We start from the raw sequence: 24131 nt of genomic DNA on the forward strand, positions 1-24131 counted from the left end.
CCACGACGTCGTCGCACCCTCGGGGAACACCGAGCCCGACTTCGCCGTCGCCGTCACCGTGATGACGCCGTTCGACTCGGACGAGTTCCAGTCGATCGTGGTGGTGTCTTCGGGAACCGTCAGCTTCTCGTTGTCAGGACCGCACGTGTCGGAGAAGGACGGCGCACCGACCACCGGAACGACGCAGGGAGCGTCGTTGATCGTGAACTCCCACTTCGTCTTCGAGTCCTTCTTGAACACGTAGCCGGGCTTCGCCGTCGCGGTCACGGTGATCACGCCGTTCGACTCCGACGAGTTCCAGTCGATCTTCGCCGTGTCCGCCGGAACGCTCAACTGCTCGTTGTCGGGGCCACAGGTGTCGGAGAACGTCGGAGCGCCCTCGACCGGGATCTTGACGTCGGGCTTCACGCAGTCTTCGTACTGCAGCAGGCTCTGGTCGCCCTGGGCAGGCACGTGGATGACCTTGCCGTGCTTGACGTAGTTGAAGGCCGGGTAGATGTCGCCGTGGTTCTGGTGGTCGACGTGGCCCGCGTTGAAGAAGGCCTCGACCGCCGTCTCGATGCGCTCGTACGGGTGGGTCGCGCTGCCCGTCGCGTGACAGAACTCGATCTTCTTCACCACCGGGAGATCAGGAGCACAATCCCCCTTCAGCCGCTCCGTGAGCTGGCCGTCGGAGCCCTTCTTGGAATCACCCCAGGTCGTGTAGGCGTACACCCACGGGCCGTAGCCCTTGGTGTCACCGGCGAGGTGCTCGGTGCCGAGCGTGATCGTCGCGTTGCCCGTCGTGGTGATCGGGCCACGGTCCATGCCGGTGGCGTTGCCCGGCGTGCCGTCGAAGTCGGCGTCACCGACGCGCCACTTCGTCGTGCCCGACTTGCCATTGGGCACACTCGAGAGCTTCAGCGTGTACGTCACGTCGTACTCGCCGGTGACGGTGTTGCACACGGCGCTGGCCTTGAGGTCGCCGGTGTGAGCGCTCGCGGGCGCGGCGACGCCGACGAGGGCGAGACCCGCGCCGAGCGTGAGTGAGGTGAGGATCGCCGCGATGCGGCGGAGCGGGCGGCGAGACGACCATCGAACGCGAGTGCGTGCGATGCCGTCGGCGTGCGCCAGAGCGGCGCCGGGCTTGCTCATTCGGGGTTTCTCCATCGGTTGGCCCGGCACAGGGTCAGCGAAACCGATGGGTTGACAGAGGGCGCGTTCGGTGCGCGCAGCAGTGTCGACGAGCACGGGCGCGCTCGTCGACGGACGTCGGGTAATTCGGGTGGTGCGATCGGGTTCGCGTAGCCGGGGGGCTGGCAGTTCCACCAGTATGTCGGAAACTGGGAGGGTGCACCCCGTTTTTTTCGGTCGGGGTGCATTTGTCCCCCGAAATGGGGACCGGAGTCCCCCGAAACGGGAACCGAACGCGCTCGCGCTCGCTCAGCAGCTGTCGAAGAACCGACGACGCGGGTGATCGGGGTCGCGGTTGTCGACGACGATGGATGCCACGAGGCGCGGGTCGCTCTCGGCATAGGCGATCTCGTCGGCCGGGTCGACGGGGTCGCCATCGAGCGTGATGCGAACGTCCCACAGATCCGAGAGCCGTTGCCGCAGCAGGAAGCGTCCGTCGATCACGAGGATCGCGTCATCGGGTCCGGTGAGCCACTTCGGCTCGACCCAGGCGTCGCGGGTCGGGTCGAAGACGCGCGTCACGAACGCCGTCGAGCCGCCGAGTCGGAATGGCTCGACGAGCACTCGCCGCAGGGCGGATTCGTCGAATCCGTATCGGTAGTACCGGGCCGGCGTGTCGTCCCCGTACACGGCCTGCGCCTCGCGAGAGCGGTGGAACCCCTCCATGCTCGCCCGGAACACGGCATGGTCGCGCTCTTCGAGCACGGCGGCGAGGTCGTCGCCGAACGCCGTCTTTCCGCTCTGCAGCGGCCCGTCGATCGCGACGATCATTCGCCCGCGCCCATGGTGCTGCAGGATCTCGTCGGCGATCGAGCGAAGAACGGTGACTCGGGGCGTCGTGACAAGCCGCATGCCACGAGCCTAGCTCCGCGGCATCCGCCTCGCCGTAGGCTGGGCTGATGCCTCGGTCCTCTCCCGCCTCCACGCTCTCGAGCCGGGTGATCGACTGGTTCGCGGATGCCGCGCGGCCGCTGCCGTGGCGTGCGGCCGAGGTGTCGCCGTGGGCAGTGCTCGTCAGCGAGTTCATGCTGCAGCAGACGCAGGTCTCGCGTGTGGTGCCCCGCTGGGAGGCCTGGATCGAGCGCTGGCCGACCCCGGCGGCGCTCGCTGCCGAGCCTCCCTCCGAGGCCGTGCGGGCCTGGGATCGGCTCGGCTACCCTCGACGCGCGCTGTGGCTGCACCGCGCCGCCGTCGAGATCGTCGAGCGACACGGCGGCGAGGTGCCGGCCGACGTCGAGGGCCTGCTCGCGCTGCAGGGCGTCGGGCCGTACACCGCTCGCGCGATCGCCGCCTTCGCGTTCGGCATCCGGGTGCCGGTCGTCGACACGAACACGCGCCGGGTGATCGCCCGCGCGGTGGCCGGTCAGGCCGAGCCCTGGCCGCCATCGACCACACGCGACCTCGCGGCCATGAACGAGCTGCTCCCCCGTGACGATATCGAGGCGCGTGCGTTCAACGCCGGTGCGATGGAGCTGGGCGCGACGGTGTGCACGGCTCGAGCACCACGCTGCGAGGTGTGCCCGATCGCCGCCTCATGTGCCTGGCGAGCAGCCGGCTTCCCGGCGTACGACGGTCCGAAGAAGTCGGCACAGGCACGATTCGACGGCTCCGACCGGCAGGTGCGCGGCATGGTGATGCGGGAGCTCAGGGCTGCGCACCGACCGGTGCCGCGAACGGCACTCGGGATGCTGCAGGCGCCGGCGACCCAATTGGACCGTGCACTGGCGAGCCTCGTCGTCGACGGACTCGCCGTGCACGACACCGATGGCTATCGGCTGCCAGAGGCCTGATCAGCGCGCGGCATCCGCTTCGTCGTCGATGCCCGACTCGTCGTCGAGCTCGTCGTTCTCGTCGAACTCCCGGGGCTTCACGTACGGGTCGGCCTCGCCGGCGTACTCGGCAGTTGCAGCCATCTCGGCGGTCTCTGCGTCGCGCGTCTGCGCCTCGCGGAGCAGCGCCCCGATGTGCTGCGCGTTCTCGGGGATCGCGTCGGCGATGAACTCGAGCGACGGCGTGAGGCGCGCCGTGATGTTGCGACCGACTTCGCTGCGCAGCATGCCGGTCGCCGCCTTCAGCGCCTTGGCGGAGTCTTCGCGCTCTTCGTCGGTGCCGTACACCGTGTAGAAGATGCTCGCGTGCTGAAGGTCACCCGTGACGCGCACGTCGGTGATCGTCACGAACCCGAGCCGCGGGTCGCGCAGGCCCTTGTCGAGGCGCTTGGCCACGATCTCCTTGATGCGATCGGCCATCTTCCTGGCCCGTGCCGGATCAGCCATGTTCCTCAGCCCCTCTTCTCCCCGGGGCGTTGCCCTTGGGGTCGTGATTCGTCACTCCGGTGAATCGGGTTCGGGGCCCCTGGTTCTTCACCGGAGTGAAGAACCAGGGACCCGGGCATACGAGTTACGCCCGGGGCTTCTCCCGCATCTCGATGGTCTCGATCTCGTCGCCGACCTGGATGTCGTTGAACTTGCCGAGGCCGATGCCCGCCTCGAAGTCCGTGCGGACCTCGGTGACGTCGTCTTTGAAGCGGCGCAGCGACTCGATGGCCAGGCTGTCGCCGACCACGACACCGTCGCGGATGACGCGAGCCTTGGCGTTTCGCGTGATCGTTCCCGATCGCACGATGACACCGGCGATGTTGCCGAACTTCGAGGAGCGGAACACCTCGCGGATCTCGGCGACACCCGACTGCACCTCTTCGAACTCGGGCTTCAGCATGCCCTTCAGCGAGTCCTCGATCTCGTCGATCGCGTTGTAGATGACCGAGTAGAAGCGCACGTCGACACCCTCACGAGCTGCACGCTCGCGCGCCTTCGTGTCGGGGCGCACGTTGAAGCCGACGATGATCGCGTTGTCGATCGTCGCGAGGTTGACGTCGCTCTCGGTGATCGCACCCACACCGCGGTGGAGGATGCGAAGCTGCACCGAGTCGTCGACCTCGATCTTGAGGAGCGACTCCTCGAGCGCCTCGACGGCACCCGAGACGTCACCCTTGATGATGAGGTTGAGCGACTCGACCTTGCCCTCTTCGAGTGCACGGGTGAAGTCTTCGAGCGAGATGCGCTTGCGAGCCTTCGCCAGCTGGGCATTGCGCTCGGCGGCTTCACGCTTCTCGGCGATCTGACGCGCGGTTCGGTCTTCCTCGGTGACGAGGAAGGTGTCACCGGCGCGCGGCACGCTCGAGAGTCCCTGCACCTGCACGGGGCGCGACGGCGTGGCTTCGAGCACGGCGTCGCCGTTCTCGTCGGCCATGGCACGAACGCGGCCGTAGGCGGTGCCTGCGACGATCGCATCGCCGACGCGCAGCGTTCCCGACTGGATGAGCACGGTCGCAACAGCGCCGCGTCCCTTGTCGAGCTTCGCCTCGATGGCGACACCGCGTGCGTCCTTGTTGGGGTTCGCACGCATGTCGAGACCGGCGTCTGCGGTGAGCAGCACGGCATCGAGGAGTTCCTTGATGCCGATGTTCTCGCGAGCCGAGACATCGACGAACATGACGTCTCCGCCGTACTCCTCGGCCACGAGGCCGAATTCGGTGAGCTGCTGGCGCACCTTGGCGGGGTTGGCGTCGGGCTTGTCGATCTTGTTCACCGCGACCACGATCGGCACGTTCGCCGACTGCGCGTGGTTGAGCGCCTCGATCGTCTGCGGCATGATGCCGTCATCGGCCGCGACCACGAGGATCGCGATGTCGGTCACCTGCGCACCACGGGCACGCATGGCGGTGAACGCCTCGTGACCCGGCGTGTCGATGAAGGTGATCGGGCGATCGATGCCCTCGTGCTCGGCGTGCACCTGGTAAGCACCGATGTGCTGGGTGATGCCGCCGGCCTCGCCTGCGACGACGTTCGCATTGCGGATCGCGTCGAGGAGTCGGGTCTTACCGTGGTCGACGTGACCCATGACGGTCACGACCGGAGGACGCTGCTGGAGGTCTTCGTCGGTCTCGTCTTCGAGCTCTTGATCGAGATCGATGGCGAAGCCCTCGAGGAGCTCGCGGTCTTCGTCTTCGGGCGAGACGACCTGGATCTTGTAGCCGAGCTCTTCGCCGAGCACCTGGAAGGTGGCCTCGTCGAGCGACTCGGTCGCCGTGGCCATCTCACCGAGGTGGAACAGCACGGTCACGAGCGAACCGGGGTTCGCGTCGATCTTGTCGGCGAAGTCGGAGATCGAGGAGCCGCGACGCAGTCGGACGACGGTGTTGCCGTCGCCGCGGGGCACGCTCACGCCGCCGAGCGACGGAGCCTCCCGCATCTCGAATTCCTGACGCTTCGTGCGCTTCGACTTGCGAGCCTTGCTCTTGCCGCCACCGCGACCGAAGGCACCTGCCGTGCCGCCGCCGGGTCCACGACCACGACCGCCACCGCCGGCCGGGCGCGGGCCACCGAAACCGGTGCCGGGTGCGCCGCCACCAGGTCGCTGGAAGCCGCCGCCGCCACCGGGACGAGCGCCTGCGCCTGCGCCGGCACCGCCGGGACGCTGGAAGCCGCCGCCGGGGCGACCGCCTGCACCAGCAGGGCGCGGAGCGCCGGGACGCGGCGAGCCGGGTCGCGGTGCCTGCGGACGCGGGATGTTGCCGGGGCTCGGGCGCTGGCCCATGCCCTGAGCGCTCGTGAAGGGGTTGTTGCCCGGGCGCGGCTGAGCCGGGCGCGAGCCCATGCCCTGCGAGCTCGAGAACGGGTTGTTGCCGGGGCGCGGCGTGCCGCCTGCACCGCCGGGACGCGGAGCTCCGGGACGCGGAGCCGTGCCGGCGGGCTTGGGAGCGCCGGGCTTGGCCGCGGTGTCGTCGGCCTCGGTCGAGGCGGCTGCCGGGGCATCCGTCGACTTCTCGGCTGCGGCCTGCGCAGCACGCTCTTCGGCCTGGGCCTGACGCTCGGCGACCGTGAGCGGCACCTCGACGACGGGGGCCTCGACGGCTTCGGGGGCTTCGACGGGCTCGGGCGCTGCAGGAGCCGCCGGGCGCTTCGGGGCCGGCTTGGGGCCGGGCTTCGCGCCGGCCGCTGCTGCGACCGGCTTCGACGCGGCGGGTGCTGCGGCCGCGGCCGCACCTGCGGCCTCGAGCGCGGCCTTCAGCCGGCGTGCGACGGGGGGTTCGATGGACGACGAGGGTCCCTTGACGTACTCGCCCATCTCCTTGAGCTTCTCAAGGGCGATCTTGCTGTCGACACCGAGTTCGCTTGCGATCTCGTGTACGCGTGGTTTGGCAGCCACTTCTCTCCTGTTCCGGGTCCGACCCCGGACAGGGGCAGACCATCAATGACGGACGGGTCTCATTTCGAGCCGCTCATGAGTCATTACTCATTAGTGATCACGCCGTTCAGCCTGTTCTCTACGTTGCTGGTGTCCACCTCGCCGCGAATGCGGAGCGCACGCCCGAAGGCGCGTCGCCGCACGGCGAGCCGGTAGCACTCGAGTGACGGATGCAGCCACGCACCCCTGCCCGGAAGCACGGCCGCACCATCTGCGATGACGTGGGAGTTCTGGGTGACGACCCTCAGAAGAGAGGACCGCGGGGCATGCGAACGGCATCCGATGCACGTTCTGACGGGTTCCATCTTACACTCTGCGCTGTTCGTCCGCCGACGGCGGCCGATCGGTGGATGCCGAAGGCGGCCGCCCCGGCTGTTGGACTAGTCCGACTCGAGCACCGAATCGGGCTGGATGTCGATCTTCGCGCCCGTGAGCTTCGCGGCGAGGCGGGCGTTCTGGCCCTCCTTGCCGATCGCGAGCGAGAGCTGGTAGTCGGGCACGAGGGCACGAACCGCTCGCGTCGACTCGTCGATCACGAAGGCGCTCGTGACCTTGGCGGGGCTCAACGCGCTCGCGACGAAGGTCGCGAGGTCGTCGTTCCAGTCGACGATGTCGATCTTCTCGGCGCCGAGCTCTGCGGTGACGGCGCGCACGCGCTGACCGAGCTCGCCGATGGCCGCACCCTTGGCGTTCACGCCGGGCTGGGTGGCACGCACCGCGATCTTCGTGCGGTGCCCCGCCTCACGGGCGAGTGACACGATCTCGACGACGCCCGATGCGATCTCGGGCACCTCGAGTGCGAAGAGCTTGCGCACGAGCGCCGGGTGCGTTCGCGACACCGTGATCGACGGGCCCTTGAGCCCCTTGGCCACGCTCGTCACGTAGACCCTGATGCGCTGGCCGTGCAGGTACTCCTCGCCGGGCACCTGCTCTTCGGGCGGCAGGATCGCCTCGACGGTACCGAGGTCGATGTGCACCATGCGGGGGTTCGGCCCCTGCTGGATGATGCCCGCGACGATGTCGCCTTCGCGACCGCGGAACTCGCCGAGCACGGCGTCGTCGGCGATGTCGCGCAGGCGCTGGTTGATGACCTGCTTCGCGGCGAATGCGGCGATGCGACCGAAGTCGCTCGGGCTGTCTTCAGCCTCGCCGATGACGTTGCCCTCTTCGTCGAGCTCGGGCACGTACACCGACACGTGGCCGGTCTTGCGATCGAGGTGTGCACGCACGCCCTCGGGGTTCGCGTGGCCGTGCTGATCGGGATGGGTGTGCTTCAGATAGGCCATCAGAATGGCCTGCTCGATGATGCCCACCAGTTCGTCGAATGGGATCTCTTTCTCGCGCTCCATCATCCGCAGCACGCTGAGGTCGATATCCATAACCCGGCCTCCTCTATTCAGCTCTCACGCCGCTTCCCTTCGGAGCGGACAGGACTCTACGGTACCGGAAGTCGCGGCCCCCAGCATCCGTCGCCGCACCGCCCTGACGGCTCGAGCACGATCGCACGCAGAGAAGCGGGTGACGGACGCCGCGGCATCTGTCACCCGCTCCGTCGTGGTGTCAGCCGCGCCAGACCTGCACGACCGATGGCCGCGGCGCAGCGACGAGGCCGCTCTCTGGGCGGTGCGCCGGCACGTAGTCGGGGAAGAAGGAGTTCGGCGCCGCGACCGTGCCGTCTTCACCGGGGTGCTGCACCGCGACGTAGACCATGCTCTCCCGGTCGTGGATGATCGGGCCACAGGTCTCGCCGTCGCGGGGAACCGAGAGGAACTGCTGCACGTGGCCGCGCTCCGCGCCCTCGAGCGGCACCTTGAACAGGCCGTCGTTGAACCCGATCTTGCTGGGCGCTCCGTCAGTCGAGATCCAGAGGTTGCCGACCGAGTCGAACGCGAGGTTGTCGGGGCACGAGATGGGCGAGACCAGCTCTGTCGGGAACCCGGCGAAGTACGTGTTCTGGTCGACCGCGGGGTCGCCGCAGAGCAGCAGGATGCTCCAGCCGAAGGTGGTTCCCGACTGGCCGGCCGTCTCGGTCAGCTCGACGACGTGGCCGTTGCGGTTGCCCGTGACCGGGTTCGCCTCGTCGACGGTGGCTGCCGTGCGCGACGAGTTGTTGGTCAGCGCCACGTAGACCTTGCCGGTCGTCGGGTTCGGCTCGACGTCTTCGGGCCGGTCCATCTTCGTCGCGCCAACGGTGTCGGCCGCGAGTCGCGTGAAGACGAGCACCTCTTCCGTCGTCATGCCCGGGATGACGCTCTGACCGTGCTGCGTGAGCGGGATCCACTCCCCCGTGCCGTCGAAGAGCCCGTCGGCCGGCAGCGCGCCGGTGCCGACGATCTCGGCGGCGGGCGAGTTGCCGGTGAACTTCGCGACGTAGAGGTCGCCCTCGCTCAGCAGGCCGAGGTTCTTGCGCCGCGCGACCGGCGTGTGTCGCGGGTCGAACGTGCCCTTCGACACGAACTTGTAGAGGTAGTCGTTCGTCTGGTCGTCGCCCATGTAGGCGACCGCGCGGCCGCCCTCGGCGATGATGACGTTGGCGCCCTCGTGCTTGAACCGACCCATCGCTGTGTGCTTGCGCGGCGTCGACGAGGGGTCTTCGGGGTCGATCTCGACGATCCAGCCGAAGCGGTTCGGCTCGTTCACGAAGCCGGCGTCGCGAGCGTTGAATCGCGGGTCGATGCGCTCGAAGGTGTAGGTCGACTTCGCGCTCGGCGTCGCGCGATAGCGCTTCTGGCCGGCCGTGTCGGCCGCCCAGACGAAGTAGCCGTCGAAGTTCTCCTCGCCCGACAGCACGGTGCCCCACGGGGTGGTTCCGCCGGCGCAGTTGCCGAGCGTGCCCTTGATCCAGCGACCCTCGGCGTCTTCGGCGGTCTTCAGCAGCTCGCTGCCCGCTGCGGGCCCGGTCGCCTCGAACACCGTGTCGGCCGTGATGCGGCGGTTGCGGCGCCCGTCGACCAGGTAGCGCCACGGCTGGCCGATCTTGCTGCGGCGGAGCTCGACGACCGAGAAGCCGTGCGCCGCCTTGTAGATCGCAGCGCGACGGTCGAGCTCTGCTGCGTCCTCGGAGGGCGGGAACATGAGCCCGGGGTTGACGTACTCGTGGTTGCTCGCGAGCACGGCGGTGCGACCGCTGCGGTCGGCGATGATGTCGATGTAGTCGCAGTTGTAGCCGAACTGCCCCGCCTGCGCCTCGGCCGTCTGGTTGTCGAGGTCGAGCGCGGGCACCCCCGAGAAGAGCGGATCGCCCCAGCGGATGATCGGCTTCCACGAGTAGCCCGCGGGCACGTTGAAGTCGTCGACCATCATCGGCACGGGCGCGATCGGATCGAAGCTCAGGCCGCCTTTCCCGAAGCCGGCACCGGGCGGCGCGGCCATCGCCGAGCCACCGGGCGTCGCGGCCGCGAGGGCGACACCCACGGCGCCTGCCGCGCTCAGTCCGAGCAGCGCCCGGCGCGTCAGCGCTGCCGAGGCGATGTCACGGAAGCTGGCATTGCCCGAGGTGTTGCACTCGGGTCCGAGGCAGGCGTTGGCGCACTTGAAGTGGCAGGTGACGGCCGAGCGCTTGCCTCGCGCGTGGTCGGCCATCGGGAACAACTGGATGTCGGTGATCGTCACAGATCGTCCTCACGCTCGTGGTCGGGATTCCCCTTGCACAGTGCTCGCGGAATCCGTCGTACCCCCGGATGGGGGGTGAACGAGACGTGAACGAGTGGCGAAGCGTGGATGCTCCGGCGACGACCGGGGCGGCCGGCGCCGGAGCATCCGCCGCGTGACGGGCGACTCAGGCGAGTGCGGCGACGACCTCGTCGATCGGCACCTGCGTGCGCTCGCCCGTGGCGCGGTCCCAGACCTCGACGACGCCGTCGGCCACACCGCGGCCGGCGATCACGATCTTCGGGATGCCGATCAGCTCGGCGTCACCGAACTTCACGCCGGGCGAGACCTTCGGGCGGTCGTCGAAGAGCACGTCGTAGCCGGATGCCTCGAGCGAGGCGACGATCGTCTCTGCGGCGTCGAACACCGCCGCGTCTTTGCCGGCAGCGAGCACGTGCACGTCGAACGGAGCGACCGAGGCCGGCCAGATGAGCCCCTTGTCGTCGTTGTTGCCCTCGGCGATGACCGCGAGGATGCGGGTCACTCCGATGCCGTACGAACCCATCGTGACGGTCACGAGCTTGCCGTTCTCGTCGAGCACCTTGAGGCCGAGCGCCTCGGCGTACTTGCGCCCGAGCTGGAAGACGTGGCCGATCTCCATGCCGCGAGCGAGCTCGACCGGGCCCGAGCCGTCGGGTGCCGGGTCACCGGGCAGCACGTTCGACGCCTCGACGGTGCCGTCGGCGACGAAGTCGCGGCCGGCCACCAGACCGAACACGTGCTTCTGGTCGAGGTTCGCCCCGGTGATCCACTCGGTGCCGTCGACGACGCGGGGGTCCACGAGGTACCGGATGCCGGTGGTCGACTCGGCGCCGAGCACGGAGCCGTCGGGCGACCAGGGGCCGATGTAGCCCTTGACGAGGCCCGGGTGCTTGGCGAAGTCCGCCTCGGTGGCGGGCTCGACCTCGCCGGGCGCGAACGCGACCTCGACGCGCTTCATCTCGACGTCGCGGTCTCCGGGCAGGCCGATGACGACGATGTCGCGGGTGCCGTCGGGCTGCACGACGGCCAGCACGACGTTCTTCAAGGTGTCGGCAGCGGTCCAGGCGCGCCCGTCGGGGCGCGGGTACTCGGCGTTGGCGAGGTCGACGAGCGTCGCGATCGTCGGCGTGTTCGGCGAATCGAGCACGAGCGCGGCGGGCAGCCCGTCGAACGCGATCGACTCGGGTGCGATCGTCTCGAAGGCCTCGACGTTCGCCGCGTATCCGCCGGCCGAGCGCACGAAGGTGTCTTCGCCGACGGCGGTGGGGTGCAGGAACTCCTCGCTCTTCGAGCCGCCCATCGCACCGGCATCCGCCTTGACGATCACGTACTCGAGCCCGAGGCGGGTGAAGATGCGCTCGTAGGCGTCACGCTGCGACTGGTAGCTCTCGTCGAGCCCCGCGTCGGTGACGTCGAACGAGTACGCGTCTTTCATCGTGAACTCGCGACCGCGCAGGAGGCCGGCGCGGGGGCGCGCCTCGTCGCGGTATTTGTCCTGGATCTGGTAGATCGACAGCGGCAGGTCTTTGTAGGAGTTGTAGAGGTCTTTCACGAGCAGCGTGAACACCTCTTCGTGCGTCGGCGCGAGCAGGTAGTCGGCGCCCTTGCGGTCGTGCAGGCGGAAGAGCGCGTCGCCGTACTCGGTCCAGCGGTTCGTGACCTCGTAGGGCTCGCGCGGCAGCAGCGCCGGGAAGTGCACCTCGTGTGCACCGGCGTTCGTCATCTCTTCGCGGATGATCGCCTCGATCTTCGCCTTGACCTTCAACCCCAGTGGCAGCCACGCGAACACGCCCGGCGCCTGGCGCCGGATGTAGCCGGCGCGCACGAGCAGGCGATGGCTCGTGACCTCTGCATCGGCGGGGTCTTCACGAAGGGTACGGAGGAAGTAGTTCGTCAGGCGTGTGGGCACCCGACGATTCTAGTTCGGGCGCCCGCCCTAGGCTGGGCCCATGCCAGCCCGACGCCCGCACGTCGCCGTCTCCGCCGCGCAGAGCGAGCTCGCGAGTTCGCTCGCAGAGCTCCGGCGCACGCTCGACGTGCCCGCGGAGTTCCCACCGCACGTCGAGACCGAGGCGATCGCGACGCTCGCCCCGACTCCCCCGCCCGAGGCCGACCTCCGCGACCTTCCGTTCATCACGATCGACCCGCTCGGTTCGACCGACCTCGACCAGGCGCTGCACATCGCGCGCGGCGACGACGGTTTCCTGGTGCACTACGCGATCGCGGATGTCCCGGGCTGGGTGCGTCCCGACGGAGAGGTCGATCGCGAAGCCCGACGGCGGGGCCAGACCCTGTACGCAGCCGACGGGCGGATTCCGCTGCACCCGACCGTGCTCAGCGAAGACCGGGCCTCCCTGCTGCCGGGCGCCGATCGGAGCGCGTTCGTCTGGTCGTTCGAGCTCGACCGGCACGGCACGGTCGCGAGGACTCGCTTGCGCCGCGCACTCGTGCGCTCGCGACTCCAGCTCACCTACGAAGCGGCGCAGTCGCACATCGATGCCGGCGACGGCGTCGATTCGCTGAGTCTCCTCCGCGAGGTCGGGCTGCTGCGCATCGAACTCGAGCGCGCTCGCGGTGGAGCGAGCCTGAACTCCCCCGACGAAGAGATCGTGCGCACGAGCAACGGCGGCTACGCGCTCGAACGGCGTCGACCGCTGCCCGTCGAGGAGTGGAACGCGCAGCTCTCGCTGATGACGGGAATGGCTGCCGCCGAACTCATGCTCGCGGGGCGAATCGGCATCCTCCGCACGATGCCGAAGCCGACCGAGGAACGCGTCGACGCGTTCCGAACGCAGACGCGCGCCCTCGGCCGGCCGTGGCCGGAGGCGGTCACGTACGGCGAGTATCTGCGCGCCCTCGATCGCGACGACCCTGCGGCACTCGCCGTGATGCAGGCGGCGGGCGGGCTCTTCCGCGGCGCGGGCTACGTCGCCATCGACGGCGCCATCCCGACGGACCCGATGCAGTCGGCGATCGCCGCGCCGTACGCGCACGTCACCGCACCACTGCGTCGGCTCGTCGACCGCTGGGGGCTCGTGGTGTGCGAAGCGCTCAGCGCAGGCCGCGAGGTGCCGGCATGGATTCGCGAATCCCTCGCCGAACTCCCGGCGCTCATGGGGGCGTCGTCGCAGCGGGCGAGCCGGCTCGACGCAGCGTCGGTGGCCCGGGTCGAGGCAGCGGTGCTGCAGGCGCGCGTCGGCGAGAGCTTTCCGGTCACGGTGCTCGAGGTGCGCGGGGCGAACGCGGTGATCCAGCTCACCGAGCCTGCCGTCACGGCGTCATGCCCGGCGCCGGCCGGTGCGGTCGCCGGCGTGATCATCGATGTCGTGCTCGAGCGTGCCGACATCGGCTCGGGCGAGGTGCGATTCAGGGTCGCCGAACGCTGAGGCGTCTCGTTCGCGAGCCGCGAGCGCTCGCCGGGCCCAGCTGCTCTCGCGCATCGACTACCGTTCGCGTTGCGGCCGGTCAACCCCGTGACAGGCCGACCGCCCCTTCCTACGGTTGAGTGATACCGCGACCGAGGGAGATGGGACGACGATCACCACCGATGCTCGCGGGAGCGCGACCGCGGCTCCTGCCCCGAACCGAACGGCGCCGAATCGAACGGCGCCGATGCGCCCGATGGACGTGCCGAGCGCGCGTGGCGAGGTCACCGAGATACTCATCGCACGGCTCACCGCGGGCGAGCGTGCCCCCCTCGACGACCTCGCCGCGACGACGACGGCCGCGCTCGCGGCATCCGATGATGTGCTCACCGACGACGACCTGCAGCTCGCTCTCTTCCTGATGTACGAACTGCACTACGGCGGTCTCGATGGGGTGGCTGACACGTGGGAGTGGGATCCCCGACTCCTCGCCGTGCGCGAGCGCATCGAGCGCGAGTTCGAGGCCGCGCTGCGGCGCGCCGTGTCGCAGCCGAGAGCCACGAGGGACGTGTCCGAGGCGCTGTTCGCCCTCGTGACCGACGACGACGGGCCGAGCCTGTCAGCGTTCGTGGAACGCGATGCCACGGCCGAGCAGGTGCGGGAGATCCTCGCCTGTCGCACGATCTACACCTTGAAGGAGGCGGATCCGCACAGCTGGGCGATCCCGAGGCTGCACGGTCGGGCGAAGTCCGCCCTCGTCGAGATCCAGGCCGATGAGTACGGGGGCGGGCGACCCGAGCGGCTGCACGCCACGATCTTCGCCGCCGCGCTTCGGGGAGCAGGGCTCGACGACCGCTACGGCGCCTACGCCGACCACGTGCCAGCCACCGTCTACACCTCGATGAACCTGATGTCGCTCTTCGGGCTGCACCGCCGCCTCCGAGGTGCGATCGTCGGTCATCTGGCGGCATACGAGATGACGTCGTCGCTTCCCTGCCGCGCGTATGCGACGGGACTTCGTCGGCTCGGCTTCGGAGACGACGTCACCGACTACTTCGACGAGCATGTCGAGGCCGACGCGGTGCACGAACAGCTCGCCGCTCGCGACCTCGCCGGCTCGCTCGCCGACGACGAGCCCGAGATCGCGAACGACATCCTCTTCGGTGCGGCCGCCTGCCTCGCGATCGACGGTCGACTCTGGGGCGGCCTGCGCGAGCGGTTCGAGGTCGGCGAGTCGGCGCTGAGGAAGCCGCTGCCATGAGCGCCGCGTCATCCGCTCACCCGGCGTCCATCACGTCGTGCCCAGACGGGCCGCTGATCGTGCGCGGTGAGCTGGCGCTCTTCGACGATCAGGGCGAAGCGGTGATGCCGAATCGCCGCACCTTCGCACTCTGCCGCTGCGGAGCCTCGGCGATCCGCCCGTTCTGCGACGGATCGCACAAGCTCGTCGGATTCCGCACCACTCCGCCGCCGCGCACCGCGGCCGTCACCTTCGACGAGCCCGCACCATCCACACTGAATGCTGAATGAAGGAGACACTCGTGTCAGACCCTGAGATCACCCCATCCGAGCCCGAGCCCGATTCAACGAACGACGCCGACGCCGACGCCCGACCAGACGGCGACCGACCACGCGCCGACGACATCCCACTGCCCGAGGAGATCCCCGCGGGGAACGAGACGGTCGCGGCCGACACCGCCTCGGGCGGCGCGCCCGAACCCTCCGGCGAACCCGAGCGGACGTAGAACGCACCGCGCCTGATCGCCACTCGGCTCGCCGCCCGGCGATCAGTCGCCGTCGACGTCTTCCTCGTCTTCCATCGCGAACGCCTCGAGGTCATCGGCTGCCGCCGTGGCGACGTCGTCGGTGCCCTCGTGCAGCGTGCCCATGCCGTCGGGGTATCCCGCTTGGTCGGGGTACTCGAACTCGGTGCCGTCTCCGCTCATCGCAGCCGCCTCTCGCGCGCGGACGCCGCGTCGAGGCATCCGATGCCGCCCACCATACTCGCGCGAGGCGCGCGCGACTACGGCGCCGAGGCGGGCACCTGATCGGGCTGCGGCCGACGTTCGCGCATCCACTGCTCCGTGATCGCGACGTGCGATGCCGCAGCCAGCGCCGCACCGGCGGGGTCGCGTCGCTTGAGAGCGCCGAGGATGTCGCGGTGCCCATGATCGCTTGCGGCCTTCATCTCTGCACCACCCGGGAGGTTCCACAGCTGATAGGCATTGGATCGCGAACGGAACACGTCGAGCAGTGTCGAGAGGGCATCGTTGTGGGCGAGCCGTGCGATCGAGGCGTGGAATTCCGCGTCGAGATCCGAAGCGGGTGCGCCCGGCGGCGCCGCCTCGATCTCGTCGAGGATCGCGCCGAGCGCCTCGGCGTGCTCATCGGTGAACCGAGACGCCGCTTGGGCGGCAGCGTGCGACTCGATGACGCGGCGAACCTCGTAGAGGTCGAGCAGGCCGTCGATCGGCATGAGTGAGACGGTGAGACTCAGCGCACCGATGATGTTCGCGGGCTCCAGCGGCGACACGAACGTGCCCGAGCCGTGCCGGGATTCGATGACGCCGAGCGCGCCGAGCATGCGCACGGCCTCGCGGAGCGGTCCGCGCGAGACCTGCAGCCGATCGCAGAGCTGCGCTTCGGGTGGGAAGCGCTGCCCCGGCTGGAGTTCGCCGGAGGCGATCATGTGGTGCAAGCCGTCGAAGGCATCGTCGATCGCGCTCATGCCGCGCTCCTCTCTCAGGTCGGACGCCCCGGCCACTCAATCACAGAACCGCCCGCAAGTCATCAGATGACTTGAGTCCAGAGTCTAGTCATCAGATGACTCGCATGCTATCGTCCCTTCTCAGGCACCCGACTCGGTTCAGATCCGCAAGTGATCTAATCTCTTCGAGAGTGCGGCCCACTGGCTGACAGACAAGGATGTACCCCCCGCCATGAGATCCCTCACAGCGCCCATTGCTCTCTCGATGGACGACGGCACCGCTGCCGCCACTGCGTGGACGCTGTCTCCTCACGTGCTGCATCTCAACCACGGCTCGTTCGGCGCGGTGCCGAGAGTCGCCCAGCACCACCAGAACGTGCTTCGCGCGCAGATGGACAGCGATCCGGTCGGTTGGTTCGCCACCCTGGGTTCGCGGGTGAGCGCCGCTCGCGCCGACATCTCGCGCTTCGTCGGCACGGCACCCGGCAACACCGCGCTCGTGCCCAACGCGAGCGGCGGGGCGAGCGTCGTCTACAACAGCCTCGCCCTGCCGGCCGGCGCCGAGATCGTGGTCTCCGACCACGGCTACGGCGCCGTGACCATGGGAGCGGAGCGCGCCGCCCGCCGCTGCGGCGGCCGTGTCGTGACCGCGAGGGTGCCACTCGATGCGGATGCCGCCGAGGCTCACGCCGCGGTGATGGCCGCGTGCGGCCCGGCCACCGCTCTCATCGTCATCGACCACATCACCTCGGCCACCGCGCGGTTCATGCCGGTGCGCGAGATCGCGGCATCCGCTCGCGAACGCGGCATCGTGACCCTCGTCGACGGAGCCCACGTGCTGGGTCTCTACCAGGAACCGATCGAGGACCTCGGCTGCGACGTCTGGATCGGCAACCTGCACAAGTTCGCCTGCGCACCACGGGGCACTGCGGTGCTCGTCGCCACCGGCGAACTGCGCGACGAGCTCTATCCGCTCATCGATTCCTGGGGATCACCCCATCGCTTTCCCGAGCGCTTCGACACTCAGGGCACGCTCGACGTCACGAGCTACCTCGCCGCGCCCACCTCGTTCGACTTCATCGCAGAGACGTGGGGCTGGCCGGCCGTGCGCGAGTACCTGACCGGGCTCGCCGACTACGCGGAGCGGCTCGTGGCCGACGCGTTCGGCGAGCTCACCGGCGAAGACCACCGAGTCGATGTCGGCCGGCCCGTCAACGGCATGCGTCTCGTGCGCCTGCCCACGGGCCTGGCCCGCAGCCACGCCGAGGCCGACGCGCTGCGCGACCGGGTCGTGCGCGAGTGCGACGTCGAGGCGGCCTTCTCGAGCTTCGCCGGCATCGGGTACTTCCGTCTCTCGGCCCACGCCTACAACACGGCCCGAGACTTCGAAGCATTCGTGGAGCGGATGGTTCCGACTCTCCACGACTGGGCTCGCGACGCACGCCGCTAGCCGCGCCATCCCCCAATGGAACACCTACCGAATAGAGGAATCATGATCAAGAGGAAGGTACTCGCAGGCATCGGCCTCGGTATGACCGCGGCCCTCGCCCTCAGCGGATGCTCCGGCTCCCCCGAGGCCGAAGGCGCGGTCACCCTGCAGATGGTCGAAAGCCTGACGAACCCCGCCCGAACGGCACTGCTCGAAGAACTCATCGCCGAGTTCGAAGCCGAGAACGCCGACATCACCGTCGAACTCGTGTCACCGCCGACCGATCAGGCCGACCAGAAGATCCAGCAGATGCTGCAGGCCGGATCGGGCGTCGACGTGCTCGAGGTGCGCGACCTGACCGTCGGGCCGTTCTCGACCAATGGCTGGCTCGACGACATGACCGAGGAGTTCGACGGCTGGGCCGGCTGGGACGACCTGACCGACAACGCCAAGAAGGTCGCGACCGCCACGGGCGAGACGTACTTCATCCCCTACGGCTTCTACGGCATCAGCCTCTTCTACCGCACCGACTTCGTCGAGCAGGCCGGATTCGACGGCCCGCCGGAAGACTGGGAGGAACTGCTCGAGCAGGCCGAGGCGATCCAGGACCCGGATGCCAACACGTTCGGCTACGCCTTCCGGGGCGGCAAGAACGGCTACACCAACGCGGTGCTCGCGATCTCGGCCTACGTCGCCGACGACATCGACGTGACCAACGCGTACAAGCTCACCAACGGCGACTCCATCTTCTCGGCGCCCGAGGCGCAGGACGCGCTCGAGGTCTACTTCTCGCTCTTCGAGAAGGCCTCGCCGCCGTCGTCCGTCGCGTGGGGCTACCCCGAGATGGTCGAGGGATTCACGAACGGCTCGACCGGGTTCCTGCTGCAGGACCCCGAGGTGATCGCCGCCGTGCAGCAGTCCGAAGCCGTCAGCGAAGAACAGTGGAACACTGCGCCCATGCTGAAGGGCCCGAGCGGCAAGGCCATCCAGCCGCTCGCCACCGCCGGCTGGGGCATCGCCGAGGCGAGCGAGCACAAGGAGGAGGCGGCGAAGCTCATCCAGTTCCTCTCGGAGGGCGATGCGTCCATCGCGTTCACCGAGGGCAACAGCCTCATCCCGATCCTGAACGGCGCCGCCGACGCGGAGTTCTACAAGACGGGTGCCTGGGAGAGCTACCTCGCCATGAACGAGAACCCCGACGCCTACATCACCGCCGAGCAGCCTCGCGGGGCGGCATGGTGGACCGAATGGGGAGAGAAGGCCGATGCCGAGGTGCAGCAGGTGCTGATCGGCCAGCTCACTCCCGAGGAACTTCTCGCCAGTTGGGATGCCTACTGGACCGAGAAGTGGGCCAGCGAGTAGGAATCGGATGTCTCGTCAGCAGACGACCCTGAAGGAGCGCCCGTCCACCCGGGCGGGCGCTCCGGCGGCACCCCGTGCACGCCGCCGTCAATTCACGACGCGACGCGGATTCGTGATCCTGGCCTTCATGCTGCCCGCCGCGGTCTTCGTCGGTGTCTTCACCTACTACCCGATGATCGCCGGCAGCCAGATGGCCTTCCGCAACTGGAACCTCACGAACCTCACCGACACGTCGTGGATCGGCCTCGGCAACTTCGAGAAGATCCTCGCCGACCCGAGCTTCGGCACGATCCTCGGCAACACCGTGCTCTGGGTGGTCGCCTCGATCGTGCCGCAGTTCGTCATCGGATTCGCCATCGCCCTGTGGCTGCGCCGCCGCTTCCGCTTCCGCGGCCTGTACCAGGCGCTCATCTTCTTCCCGTGGGCGATCTCGGGCTTCCTCATCGGCATCCTCTTCCGCTGGATGTTCAACGGCGAGTTCGGCGTGATCAACGATGTGCTGAAGAAACTCGGCCTCATCGAGACCGGCATCCCGTGGCTCGCCGAGCCGAGCTCCGCGATGTTCGCGGTGATCGTCGCGAACGTCTGGTACGGCGTGACGTTCTTCGCGATCATGATCCTCGCGGCGCTGCAGTCGGTGCCCGACGAGCTGTACGAGGCCGGCGCGCTCGACGGTGCGAGCAAGGCGCGCATGCTGTTCCAGATCACGATTCCGACGATCAGCACGACCCTCGCGCTCACGGTGCTGCTGCGCATCATCTGGATCTTCAACTTCCCCGACATCATCTGGGCGATGACGGGTGGCGGCCCGGCCAACCAGACCCACATCATCACCACGTGGATGATCAACATCACCCAGCGCGGCGACTACGGCATGGCCTCGGCGCTCGGACTGCTCGTCGTGGCGATCCTGCTCATCTTCTCGGCGTTCTATCTGATGGCGCTGCGCGGCAAGAAGGAGGTCACCGCATGATCAACGTCGAGTCGATGCCGGCGCGCATCACCCGCATCGCGTTCCTCGCGATCTGGCTGCTGCTGACCCTGTTCCCCCTCTACTGGATCGTGATCACGTCGTTCAAGACGCCGGGGGCCATCTTCAGCTTCCCGCTGACGTACTGGCCTGAGGAGTTCACGCTCGCCAACTACATCTCGCTGTTCGAGAAGGCCGACTTCGGCGTCTACGTGCTGAACAGCTTCATCGTGGCGACCGGCGCCTCGACCGTTGCGACGCTCATCTCGCTGCTCTCGGCCTACGTGCTCGCGCGGTTCGAGTTCCGCAGTCGCACGGCAATCCTGATGGCGTTCCTCGTGACGCAGATGATTCCCGCGTTCATCGCCCTCGGACCGCTCTACCTGCTCATGGTGCAGCTGAAGCTCGTCGACGACCGGTTCGGGCTTCTGCTCGTCTACATCGCGGTGTGCATCCCGTTCTGCACGATCATGCTCCGCGGGTTCTTCGCGAACGTGCCCGACGCGCTCGAGGAGGCGGCCATGATCGACGGCTGCTCCCGCATCGGCGCACTGTTCCGGGTCATCGTGCCGGTCATGAAGCCGGGCATCGTGGCGGCATTCATCTTCAACTTCGTCAACTGCTGGAACGAGCTGTTCCTGTCGGTGACGCTCATGAACAAAGACGAGAACAAGACCATCCCGACCGCTCTCAACGGCTTCATCTCGAGCTTCAACATCGACTGGGCATCGATGTCGGCAGCGGCCGTGCTCACGATCCTGCCGACGATGATCCTGTTCGCCTTCGCGAGCCGCTACATCGTGCAGGGCCTCACGGCCGGCGCCGTCAAGGGGTAGTTCGTCGGCGCCGGTCGCTCGCTACGGGGTCAGCACCTGCGGCGAGCCGACCGGCGCGTCGGCGCCCATCTCGTCGGCGATGCGGTTGGCCTCTTCGATGAGCGTCGCCACGATCTCGGACTCGGGCACGGTCTTGATGACCTCGCCCTTCACGAAGATCTGGCCCTTGCCGTTGCCGGATGCCACGCCGAGGTCGGCCTCGCGAGCCTCGCCGGGGCCGTTGACGACGCAGCCCATGACGGCGACGCGCAGCGGCACGGTCATGCCCTCGAGGCCGTCGGTGACGTCGTTCGCGAGCTTGTAGACGTCGACCTGGGCGCGGCCGCACGACGGGCACGAGACGATCTCGAGCTTGCGCTCGCGGAGGTTCAGCGACTGCAGGATCTGGAGGCCCACCTTGACCTCTTCGACGGGCGGCGCCGAGAGCGAGACCCGGATCGTGTCGCCGATGCCCTCGCCGAGCAGGATGCCGAACGCCGTCGCCGACTTGATCGTGCCCTGGAACGCCGGGCCGGCCTCGGTGACACCGAGGTGGAGCGGCCAGTCGCCGCGCTCGGCGAGCTGGCGATAGGCCTTCACCATGACGATCGGGTCGTTGTGCTTGACCGAGATCTTGAAGTCGTGGAAGTCGTGCTCCTCGAAGAGGCTCGCCTCCCAGACCGCCGACTCGACGAGCGCCTCTGCCGTCGCCTTGCCGTACTTCTGCAGCAGTCGGGGATCGAGCGAGCCCGCGTTGACGCCGATGCGGATCGACACGCCGGCCGCTTTGGCCGCCGCCGCGATCTCGCCGACCTTGTCGTCGAACTTGCGGATGTTGCCGGGATTCACGCGCACGGCGGCGCAGCCGGCATCGATCGCCTGGAAGACGTAGTTCGGCTGGAAGTGGATGTCGGCGATCACCGGGATCTGGCTCTTCTTCGCGATGATCGGCAGCGCTTCGGCGTCATCGCGGCTCGGCACGGCGACGCGCACGATGTCGCAACCAGAGGCCGTCAACTCGGCGATCTGCTGCAGCGTCGCGTTGATGTTCGTCGTGGGCGTCGTCGTCATCGACTGCACGCTCACCTGGGCGTCGCCGCCCACGAGCACCTTGCCCACCTTGATCTGGCGGGACTTGCGTCGCGGGGCCAGTACCTCAGGGACTTTGGGTATTCCGAGATTCACAACAGGCACGGGTCGAGTCTACTTCTGCGGCGGTGGGTATCGGCTGCGAAGCGGATGCCGCGGCCCGGCGTATCGCTACGCGCAGCCGTCCGCGATCATCACGGGTGCCCCGAGCCATTTCACCGTCGCTCCATCGTCCGATGGAGTGGCGACGACGGTCGCCGTCTCGGGCTGACCGTCTGGCCGCGCGAAATCGACTGTCTCGATCGGAGTGCCAACACACGTCCAGAGATCCGCATCGAATACCGGGTCACCCGAGAGGGAGGACCATGAATCGGTCGCATGGAAGCCCTGTTCGCTGGACAGAGCAAGGCCCCTCGCACTTGGGCCGTCGAGGTAGATGGCGAATCTCGGCCAGACGTAGTCGAGTGCGTTACCGTCACGCCGCTCCTCATCGTAGAAGCGCTCGTCGAGAACGAATTCATCCCAGTTGTGAAAGACGCCGGGCGGCGTGTGATTCGTGCCTCGGTAAGGCTCTGCCACCGGCGGTGCATCGAACAGATCCGTCAGGACGGCGATCGCGTCAGCAGGGGTCGACATGTAGTCGAGCGCGATGACGACCGTTCCGTCGTCGTCCCTGAGTTCGAGCATCTGCGGACGAACGACCATGGCGGTGACGGCTGCCAGCGGGTCTGCCTCGGGTGTCGGGCTCGGGGTCGGGGTCGCAGTCCCGATCGGCGAGGGCGACGGGGTCTGCGCGAGCGAAGCCGGCGGCCCGAAACACCCGCTCAACGCCGCCGTCACCGCAAGCGCCAGTGCCGTGAGACTCCATCGTGCCCCGGTTCTCATGCGCAGCCGTCGCGATGCATCACGCGCGGTGCCTCGACCCGCGCGATGATCGTCCCGTCGTCGGATGCCCGGAACTCGACCGAGCTCCGGGAATCCTCCACGGTGCCGTCGGAGTACGTCCTCGGCAGGACGACGACCTCGCCGTACCGTTCGTTGCACAAGCCGTTCGTATTCGCGTCGGCGGATGCCGCGAAGTCCGCCCAAGGCTCTTCGGCGACATGGCCGGAACTCGTTTCGAGCCGGACATCACCGGATGCCGCCGCCGTGAAGGCGACCCTGAAATCGGGATACCAGGGACCCTGCTCCGCTTCGGGTATCGGCCCGTCATACTTCGGCTCCCTGAGTTCGAAGCTGGCCCACCGATGAATCGTACTCGGCGGCTCGTTGCTCGAACCCGCATCCGCTTCGACCGTCGGCGGCGCGCCGAACACCGTCGTCAGGATGGCGACCGCCGCGGCCGTGTCCGAGAGATAGTCGAGTGACTGCACGACGGACCCGTTCGCGTCTTTCAATTCGATCGCCAGTGGGCGCGCGACGAGCGTGGTCACGGCGTCGAGCGGCTCCGGAGCGGCCGCCGGGGTCGAGCTCGCCGGGTCGCTCGGAACCGTCGACGGCGAAGTGGAATCGGGATCGGCAGCGCACCCGGTGAGCAAGCTCGCCGCGAGCACGAATGATCCGATGGCTGTGGTCAGGGCGCGCCCGCCGATGAAGTGCTTCATGGTCCTCCGCTTCGATTCTCGACAAGTATCGGGCACGGTGCGCGGTCCGAGCCTCAGTGCCCGCCCTGATGCGAGTGGCGGCGAGTTCGCGGGGTTCCGTTCAGCCCGTGATGAGCGGCGGTTCGGTCGCCGCGACCACCTCGTCGACGGTCACGCCCGGGGCGCACTCGACGAGGCGCAGGCCCCCGGGTGTCACGTCGATGACCGCGAGGTCGGTGATGATGCGATCGACGACGCCCTTGCCGGTGAGAGGCAGCGAGCACTCGTTCACGATCTTCGGGGAGCCGTCTTTCGCGACGTGCTCCATGAGCACGATCTTGCGGCGAGCGCCGTGCACGAGATCCATCGCTCCGCCGGGACCCTTGACCATCTTGCCGGGGATCATCCAGTTGGCGAGGTCACCGGTCGCCGACACCTGCATGGCGCCGAGGATGGCGGCGTCGATCTTGCCGCCGCGGATCATGCCGAAGCTCGCCGCAGAGTCGAAGTACGCCGCCCCCGGCAGCACCGTCACGGTCTCTTTGCCGGCGTTGATGAGGTCGGGGTCGACGTCGGCCTCGGTGGGGTACGGCCCGACCCCGAGGATGCCGTTCTCGGACTGCAGCAGGATGGTGACGCCCTCGGGCACGTAGTTGGGCACGAGCGTCGGCAGCCCGATGCCGAGGTTCACGTACGAACCGTCGGCGAGTTCGCGGGCGGCCCGGGCGGCCATCTCGAAGCGGGTCAGCGCCATC

The 24131-nt window shown here is 68.3% G+C and carries 23 protein-coding genes; 9 read left to right on the forward strand and 14 right to left on the reverse strand.

Translation table 11 applies throughout. The features are described from left to right. The coding region (locus H521_RS22930) for a hypothetical protein (RefSeq protein ID WP_040424537.1) at positions 1-1134 on the reverse strand (1134 nt) is incomplete at its 3' end. Positions 1135-1422: 288 nt separating this feature from the next. After that, on the reverse strand, positions 1423-2025 hold the full coding sequence (locus H521_RS0111025; RefSeq protein ID WP_022893079.1) for a nucleoside/nucleotide kinase family protein: 603 nt from the start codon (positions 2023-2025) through the stop codon (positions 1423-1425). Positions 2026-2072: 47 nt separating this feature from the next. Here H521_RS0111025 and H521_RS0111030 point away from each other — a divergent pair, with 47 nt between their 5' ends. Next, entirely contained in the window at positions 2073-2963 is an 891-nt protein-coding gene (locus H521_RS0111030; RefSeq protein ID WP_051159275.1) for an HhH-GPD family protein, read from the forward strand. Here H521_RS0111030 and rbfA read toward each other — a convergent pair whose 3' ends face one another. From rbfA to H521_RS0111055, 6 genes are all read right to left on the reverse strand, one after another. Beyond that, positions 2964-3449, reverse strand: a complete 486-nt coding sequence (gene rbfA / locus H521_RS0111035) for a 30S ribosome-binding factor RbfA (protein WP_022893081.1) — start codon at positions 3447-3449, stop codon at positions 2964-2966. 124 nt (positions 3450-3573) lie between these two features. Further along, positions 3574-6384, reverse strand: coding sequence for a translation initiation factor IF-2 (gene infB / locus H521_RS0111040; protein WP_022893082.1), 2811 nt, complete (start codon positions 6382-6384; stop codon positions 3574-3576). Positions 6385-6467: 83 nt separating this feature from the next. Then, the gene (locus H521_RS25485) at positions 6468-6728 is read right to left on the reverse strand and encodes a YlxR family protein (protein WP_084512283.1); all 261 of its coding nucleotides are present in this window, start codon (positions 6726-6728) and stop codon (positions 6468-6470) included. A gap of 75 nt (positions 6729-6803) precedes the next feature. Further along, entirely contained in the window at positions 6804-7802 is a 999-nt protein-coding gene (gene nusA, locus H521_RS0111045) for a transcription termination factor NusA (RefSeq protein WP_022893083.1), read from the reverse strand. A 181-nt stretch (positions 7803-7983) separates the two neighbouring features. Beyond that, a complete protein-coding gene (locus H521_RS0111050; RefSeq protein WP_051159282.1) occupies positions 7984-10005 on the reverse strand; it encodes a PhoX family protein in 2022 nt (673 codons plus the stop codon). A 196-nt stretch (positions 10006-10201) separates the two neighbouring features. Further along, positions 10202-11965, reverse strand: a complete 1764-nt coding sequence (locus tag H521_RS0111055) for a proline--tRNA ligase (RefSeq protein WP_022893084.1) — start codon at positions 11963-11965, stop codon at positions 10202-10204. Positions 11966-12005: 40 nt separating this feature from the next. Between H521_RS0111055 and H521_RS0111060 the strand changes: the two genes are divergently transcribed. The 4 genes from H521_RS0111060 to H521_RS0111075 all read left to right on the forward strand — a co-directional run bounded on the left by H521_RS0111060 (position 12006) and on the right by H521_RS0111075 (position 15166). Further along, positions 12006-13442 carry an RNB domain-containing ribonuclease gene (locus H521_RS0111060; RefSeq protein WP_022893085.1) on the forward strand — a complete coding sequence of 479 codons (1437 nt, stop codon included), beginning with the start codon at positions 12006-12008 and terminating at the stop codon, positions 13440-13442. Between the two features lie 235 nt (positions 13443-13677). Then, positions 13678-14682, forward strand: coding sequence for an iron-containing redox enzyme family protein (locus H521_RS0111065; protein ID WP_022893086.1), 1005 nt, complete (start codon positions 13678-13680; stop codon positions 14680-14682). Next, entirely contained in the window at positions 14679-14951 is a 273-nt protein-coding gene (locus H521_RS22935) for a CDGSH iron-sulfur domain-containing protein (RefSeq protein ID WP_022893087.1), read from the forward strand. Before H521_RS0111065 ends, H521_RS22935 begins: the two co-directional genes overlap by 4 nt. Before the next feature lie 11 nt (positions 14952-14962). Beyond that, positions 14963-15166: a hypothetical protein gene (locus H521_RS0111075; RefSeq protein ID WP_156891383.1), complete on the forward strand. Its 204-nt coding sequence runs from the start codon at positions 14963-14965 to the stop codon at positions 15164-15166. 42 nt (positions 15167-15208) lie between these two features. Here H521_RS0111075 and H521_RS25830 read toward each other — a convergent pair whose 3' ends face one another. Together H521_RS25830 and H521_RS0111085 are read right to left on the reverse strand one after the other, a co-directional pair. Continuing rightward, positions 15209-15367 carry a hypothetical protein gene (locus H521_RS25830; RefSeq protein ID WP_022893089.1) on the reverse strand — a complete coding sequence of 53 codons (159 nt, stop codon included), beginning with the start codon at positions 15365-15367 and terminating at the stop codon, positions 15209-15211. Positions 15368-15444: 77 nt separating this feature from the next. Then, entirely contained in the window at positions 15445-16149 is a 705-nt protein-coding gene (locus H521_RS0111085; RefSeq protein WP_022893090.1) for a FadR/GntR family transcriptional regulator, read from the reverse strand. A 211-nt stretch (positions 16150-16360) separates the two neighbouring features. Here H521_RS0111085 and H521_RS0111090 point away from each other — a divergent pair, with 211 nt between their 5' ends. Genes H521_RS0111090 through H521_RS0111105 form a run of 4 tightly spaced genes read left to right on the forward strand, consistent with a single transcriptional unit; the run spans position 16361 to position 20725 of the window. Further along, positions 16361-17578, forward strand: a complete 1218-nt coding sequence (locus H521_RS0111090; RefSeq protein WP_026482183.1) for an aminotransferase class V-fold PLP-dependent enzyme — start codon at positions 16361-16363, stop codon at positions 17576-17578. 42 nt (positions 17579-17620) lie between these two features. Continuing rightward, positions 17621-18919 carry an ABC transporter substrate-binding protein gene (locus tag H521_RS0111095; protein WP_022893092.1) on the forward strand — a complete coding sequence of 433 codons (1299 nt, stop codon included), beginning with the start codon at positions 17621-17623 and terminating at the stop codon, positions 18917-18919. A 7-nt stretch (positions 18920-18926) separates the two neighbouring features. Continuing rightward, positions 18927-19892: a carbohydrate ABC transporter permease gene (locus tag H521_RS0111100; RefSeq protein ID WP_026482185.1), complete on the forward strand. Its 966-nt coding sequence runs from the start codon at positions 18927-18929 to the stop codon at positions 19890-19892. Further along, positions 19889-20725 (forward strand): carbohydrate ABC transporter permease, encoded by an 837-nt coding sequence (locus H521_RS0111105; protein WP_022893094.1) that lies wholly within the window; start codon positions 19889-19891, stop codon positions 20723-20725. Before H521_RS0111100 ends, H521_RS0111105 begins: the two co-directional genes overlap by 4 nt. A 21-nt stretch (positions 20726-20746) precedes the next feature. Here H521_RS0111105 and ispG read toward each other — a convergent pair whose 3' ends face one another. The 4 genes from ispG to H521_RS0111125 all read right to left on the reverse strand — a co-directional run bounded on the left by ispG (position 20747) and on the right by H521_RS0111125 (position 24130). Next, positions 20747-21877, reverse strand: a complete 1131-nt coding sequence (ispG, locus tag H521_RS0111110) for a flavodoxin-dependent (E)-4-hydroxy-3-methylbut-2-enyl-diphosphate synthase (protein ID WP_026482186.1) — start codon at positions 21875-21877, stop codon at positions 20747-20749. A gap of 87 nt (positions 21878-21964) precedes the next feature. Beyond that, entirely contained in the window at positions 21965-22678 is a 714-nt protein-coding gene (locus H521_RS0111115; RefSeq protein ID WP_156891387.1) for a hypothetical protein, read from the reverse strand. Beyond that, positions 22675-23397 (reverse strand): hypothetical protein, encoded by a 723-nt coding sequence (locus H521_RS0111120; RefSeq protein WP_022893097.1) that lies wholly within the window; start codon positions 23395-23397, stop codon positions 22675-22677. Before H521_RS0111120 ends, H521_RS0111115 begins: the two co-directional genes overlap by 4 nt. 100 nt (positions 23398-23497) lie before the next feature. Then, the gene (locus H521_RS0111125; protein ID WP_022893098.1) at positions 23498-24130 is read right to left on the reverse strand and encodes a CoA transferase subunit B; all 633 of its coding nucleotides are present in this window, start codon (positions 24128-24130) and stop codon (positions 23498-23500) included. Position 24131: the final 1 nt, after the last annotated feature.

Origin of the sequence: Agromyces subbeticus DSM 16689 (assembly GCF_000421565.1) — a bacterium.
GTDB classification, from domain to species: Bacteria; Actinomycetota; Actinomycetes; order Actinomycetales; family Microbacteriaceae; genus Agromyces; species Agromyces subbeticus.

Bases quoted from the DNA above. Each gene is read 5' to 3' on its own strand.
- H521_RS0111095 (WP_022893092.1), top strand. From the start codon at position 17,621: ATGATCAAGAGGAAGGTACTCGCAGGCATCGGCCTCGGTATGACCGCG.
- H521_RS0111100 (WP_026482185.1), top strand. From the start codon at position 18,927: ATGTCTCGTCAGCAGACGACCCTGAAGGAGCGCCCGTCCACCCGGGCG.
- H521_RS25485 (WP_084512283.1), bottom strand. From the start codon at position 6,728: ATGGAACCCGTCAGAACGTGCATCGGATGCCGTTCGCATGCCCCGCGG.
- H521_RS0111025 (WP_022893079.1), bottom strand. From the start codon at position 2,025: ATGCGGCTTGTCACGACGCCCCGAGTCACCGTTCTTCGCTCGATCGCC.
- H521_RS25830 (WP_022893089.1), bottom strand. From the start codon at position 15,367: ATGAGCGGAGACGGCACCGAGTTCGAGTACCCCGACCAAGCGGGATAC.
- H521_RS22935 (WP_022893087.1), top strand. From the start codon at position 14,679: ATGAGCGCCGCGTCATCCGCTCACCCGGCGTCCATCACGTCGTGCCCA.
- H521_RS0111120 (WP_022893097.1), bottom strand. From the start codon at position 23,397: ATGAAGCACTTCATCGGCGGGCGCGCCCTGACCACAGCCATCGGATCA.
- rbfA (WP_022893081.1), bottom strand. From the start codon at position 3,449: ATGGCTGATCCGGCACGGGCCAGGAAGATGGCCGATCGCATCAAGGAG.
- H521_RS0111065 (WP_022893086.1), top strand. From the start codon at position 13,678: ATGGACGTGCCGAGCGCGCGTGGCGAGGTCACCGAGATACTCATCGCA.
- nusA (WP_022893083.1), bottom strand. From the start codon at position 7,802: ATGGATATCGACCTCAGCGTGCTGCGGATGATGGAGCGCGAGAAAGAG.
- H521_RS0111030 (WP_051159275.1), top strand. From the start codon at position 2,073: ATGCCTCGGTCCTCTCCCGCCTCCACGCTCTCGAGCCGGGTGATCGAC.
- H521_RS0111115 (WP_156891387.1), bottom strand. From the start codon at position 22,678: ATGAGAACCGGGGCACGATGGAGTCTCACGGCACTGGCGCTTGCGGTG.
- H521_RS0111060 (WP_022893085.1), top strand. From the start codon at position 12,006: ATGCCAGCCCGACGCCCGCACGTCGCCGTCTCCGCCGCGCAGAGCGAG.
- H521_RS0111050 (WP_051159282.1), bottom strand. From the start codon at position 10,005: ATGGCCGACCACGCGCGAGGCAAGCGCTCGGCCGTCACCTGCCACTTC.
- H521_RS0111125 (WP_022893098.1), bottom strand. From the start codon at position 24,130: ATGGCGCTGACCCGCTTCGAGATGGCCGCCCGGGCCGCCCGCGAACTC.
- H521_RS0111090 (WP_026482183.1), top strand. From the start codon at position 16,361: ATGAGATCCCTCACAGCGCCCATTGCTCTCTCGATGGACGACGGCACC.
- H521_RS0111085 (WP_022893090.1), bottom strand. From the start codon at position 16,149: ATGAGCGCGATCGACGATGCCTTCGACGGCTTGCACCACATGATCGCC.
- H521_RS0111105 (WP_022893094.1), top strand. From the start codon at position 19,889: ATGATCAACGTCGAGTCGATGCCGGCGCGCATCACCCGCATCGCGTTC.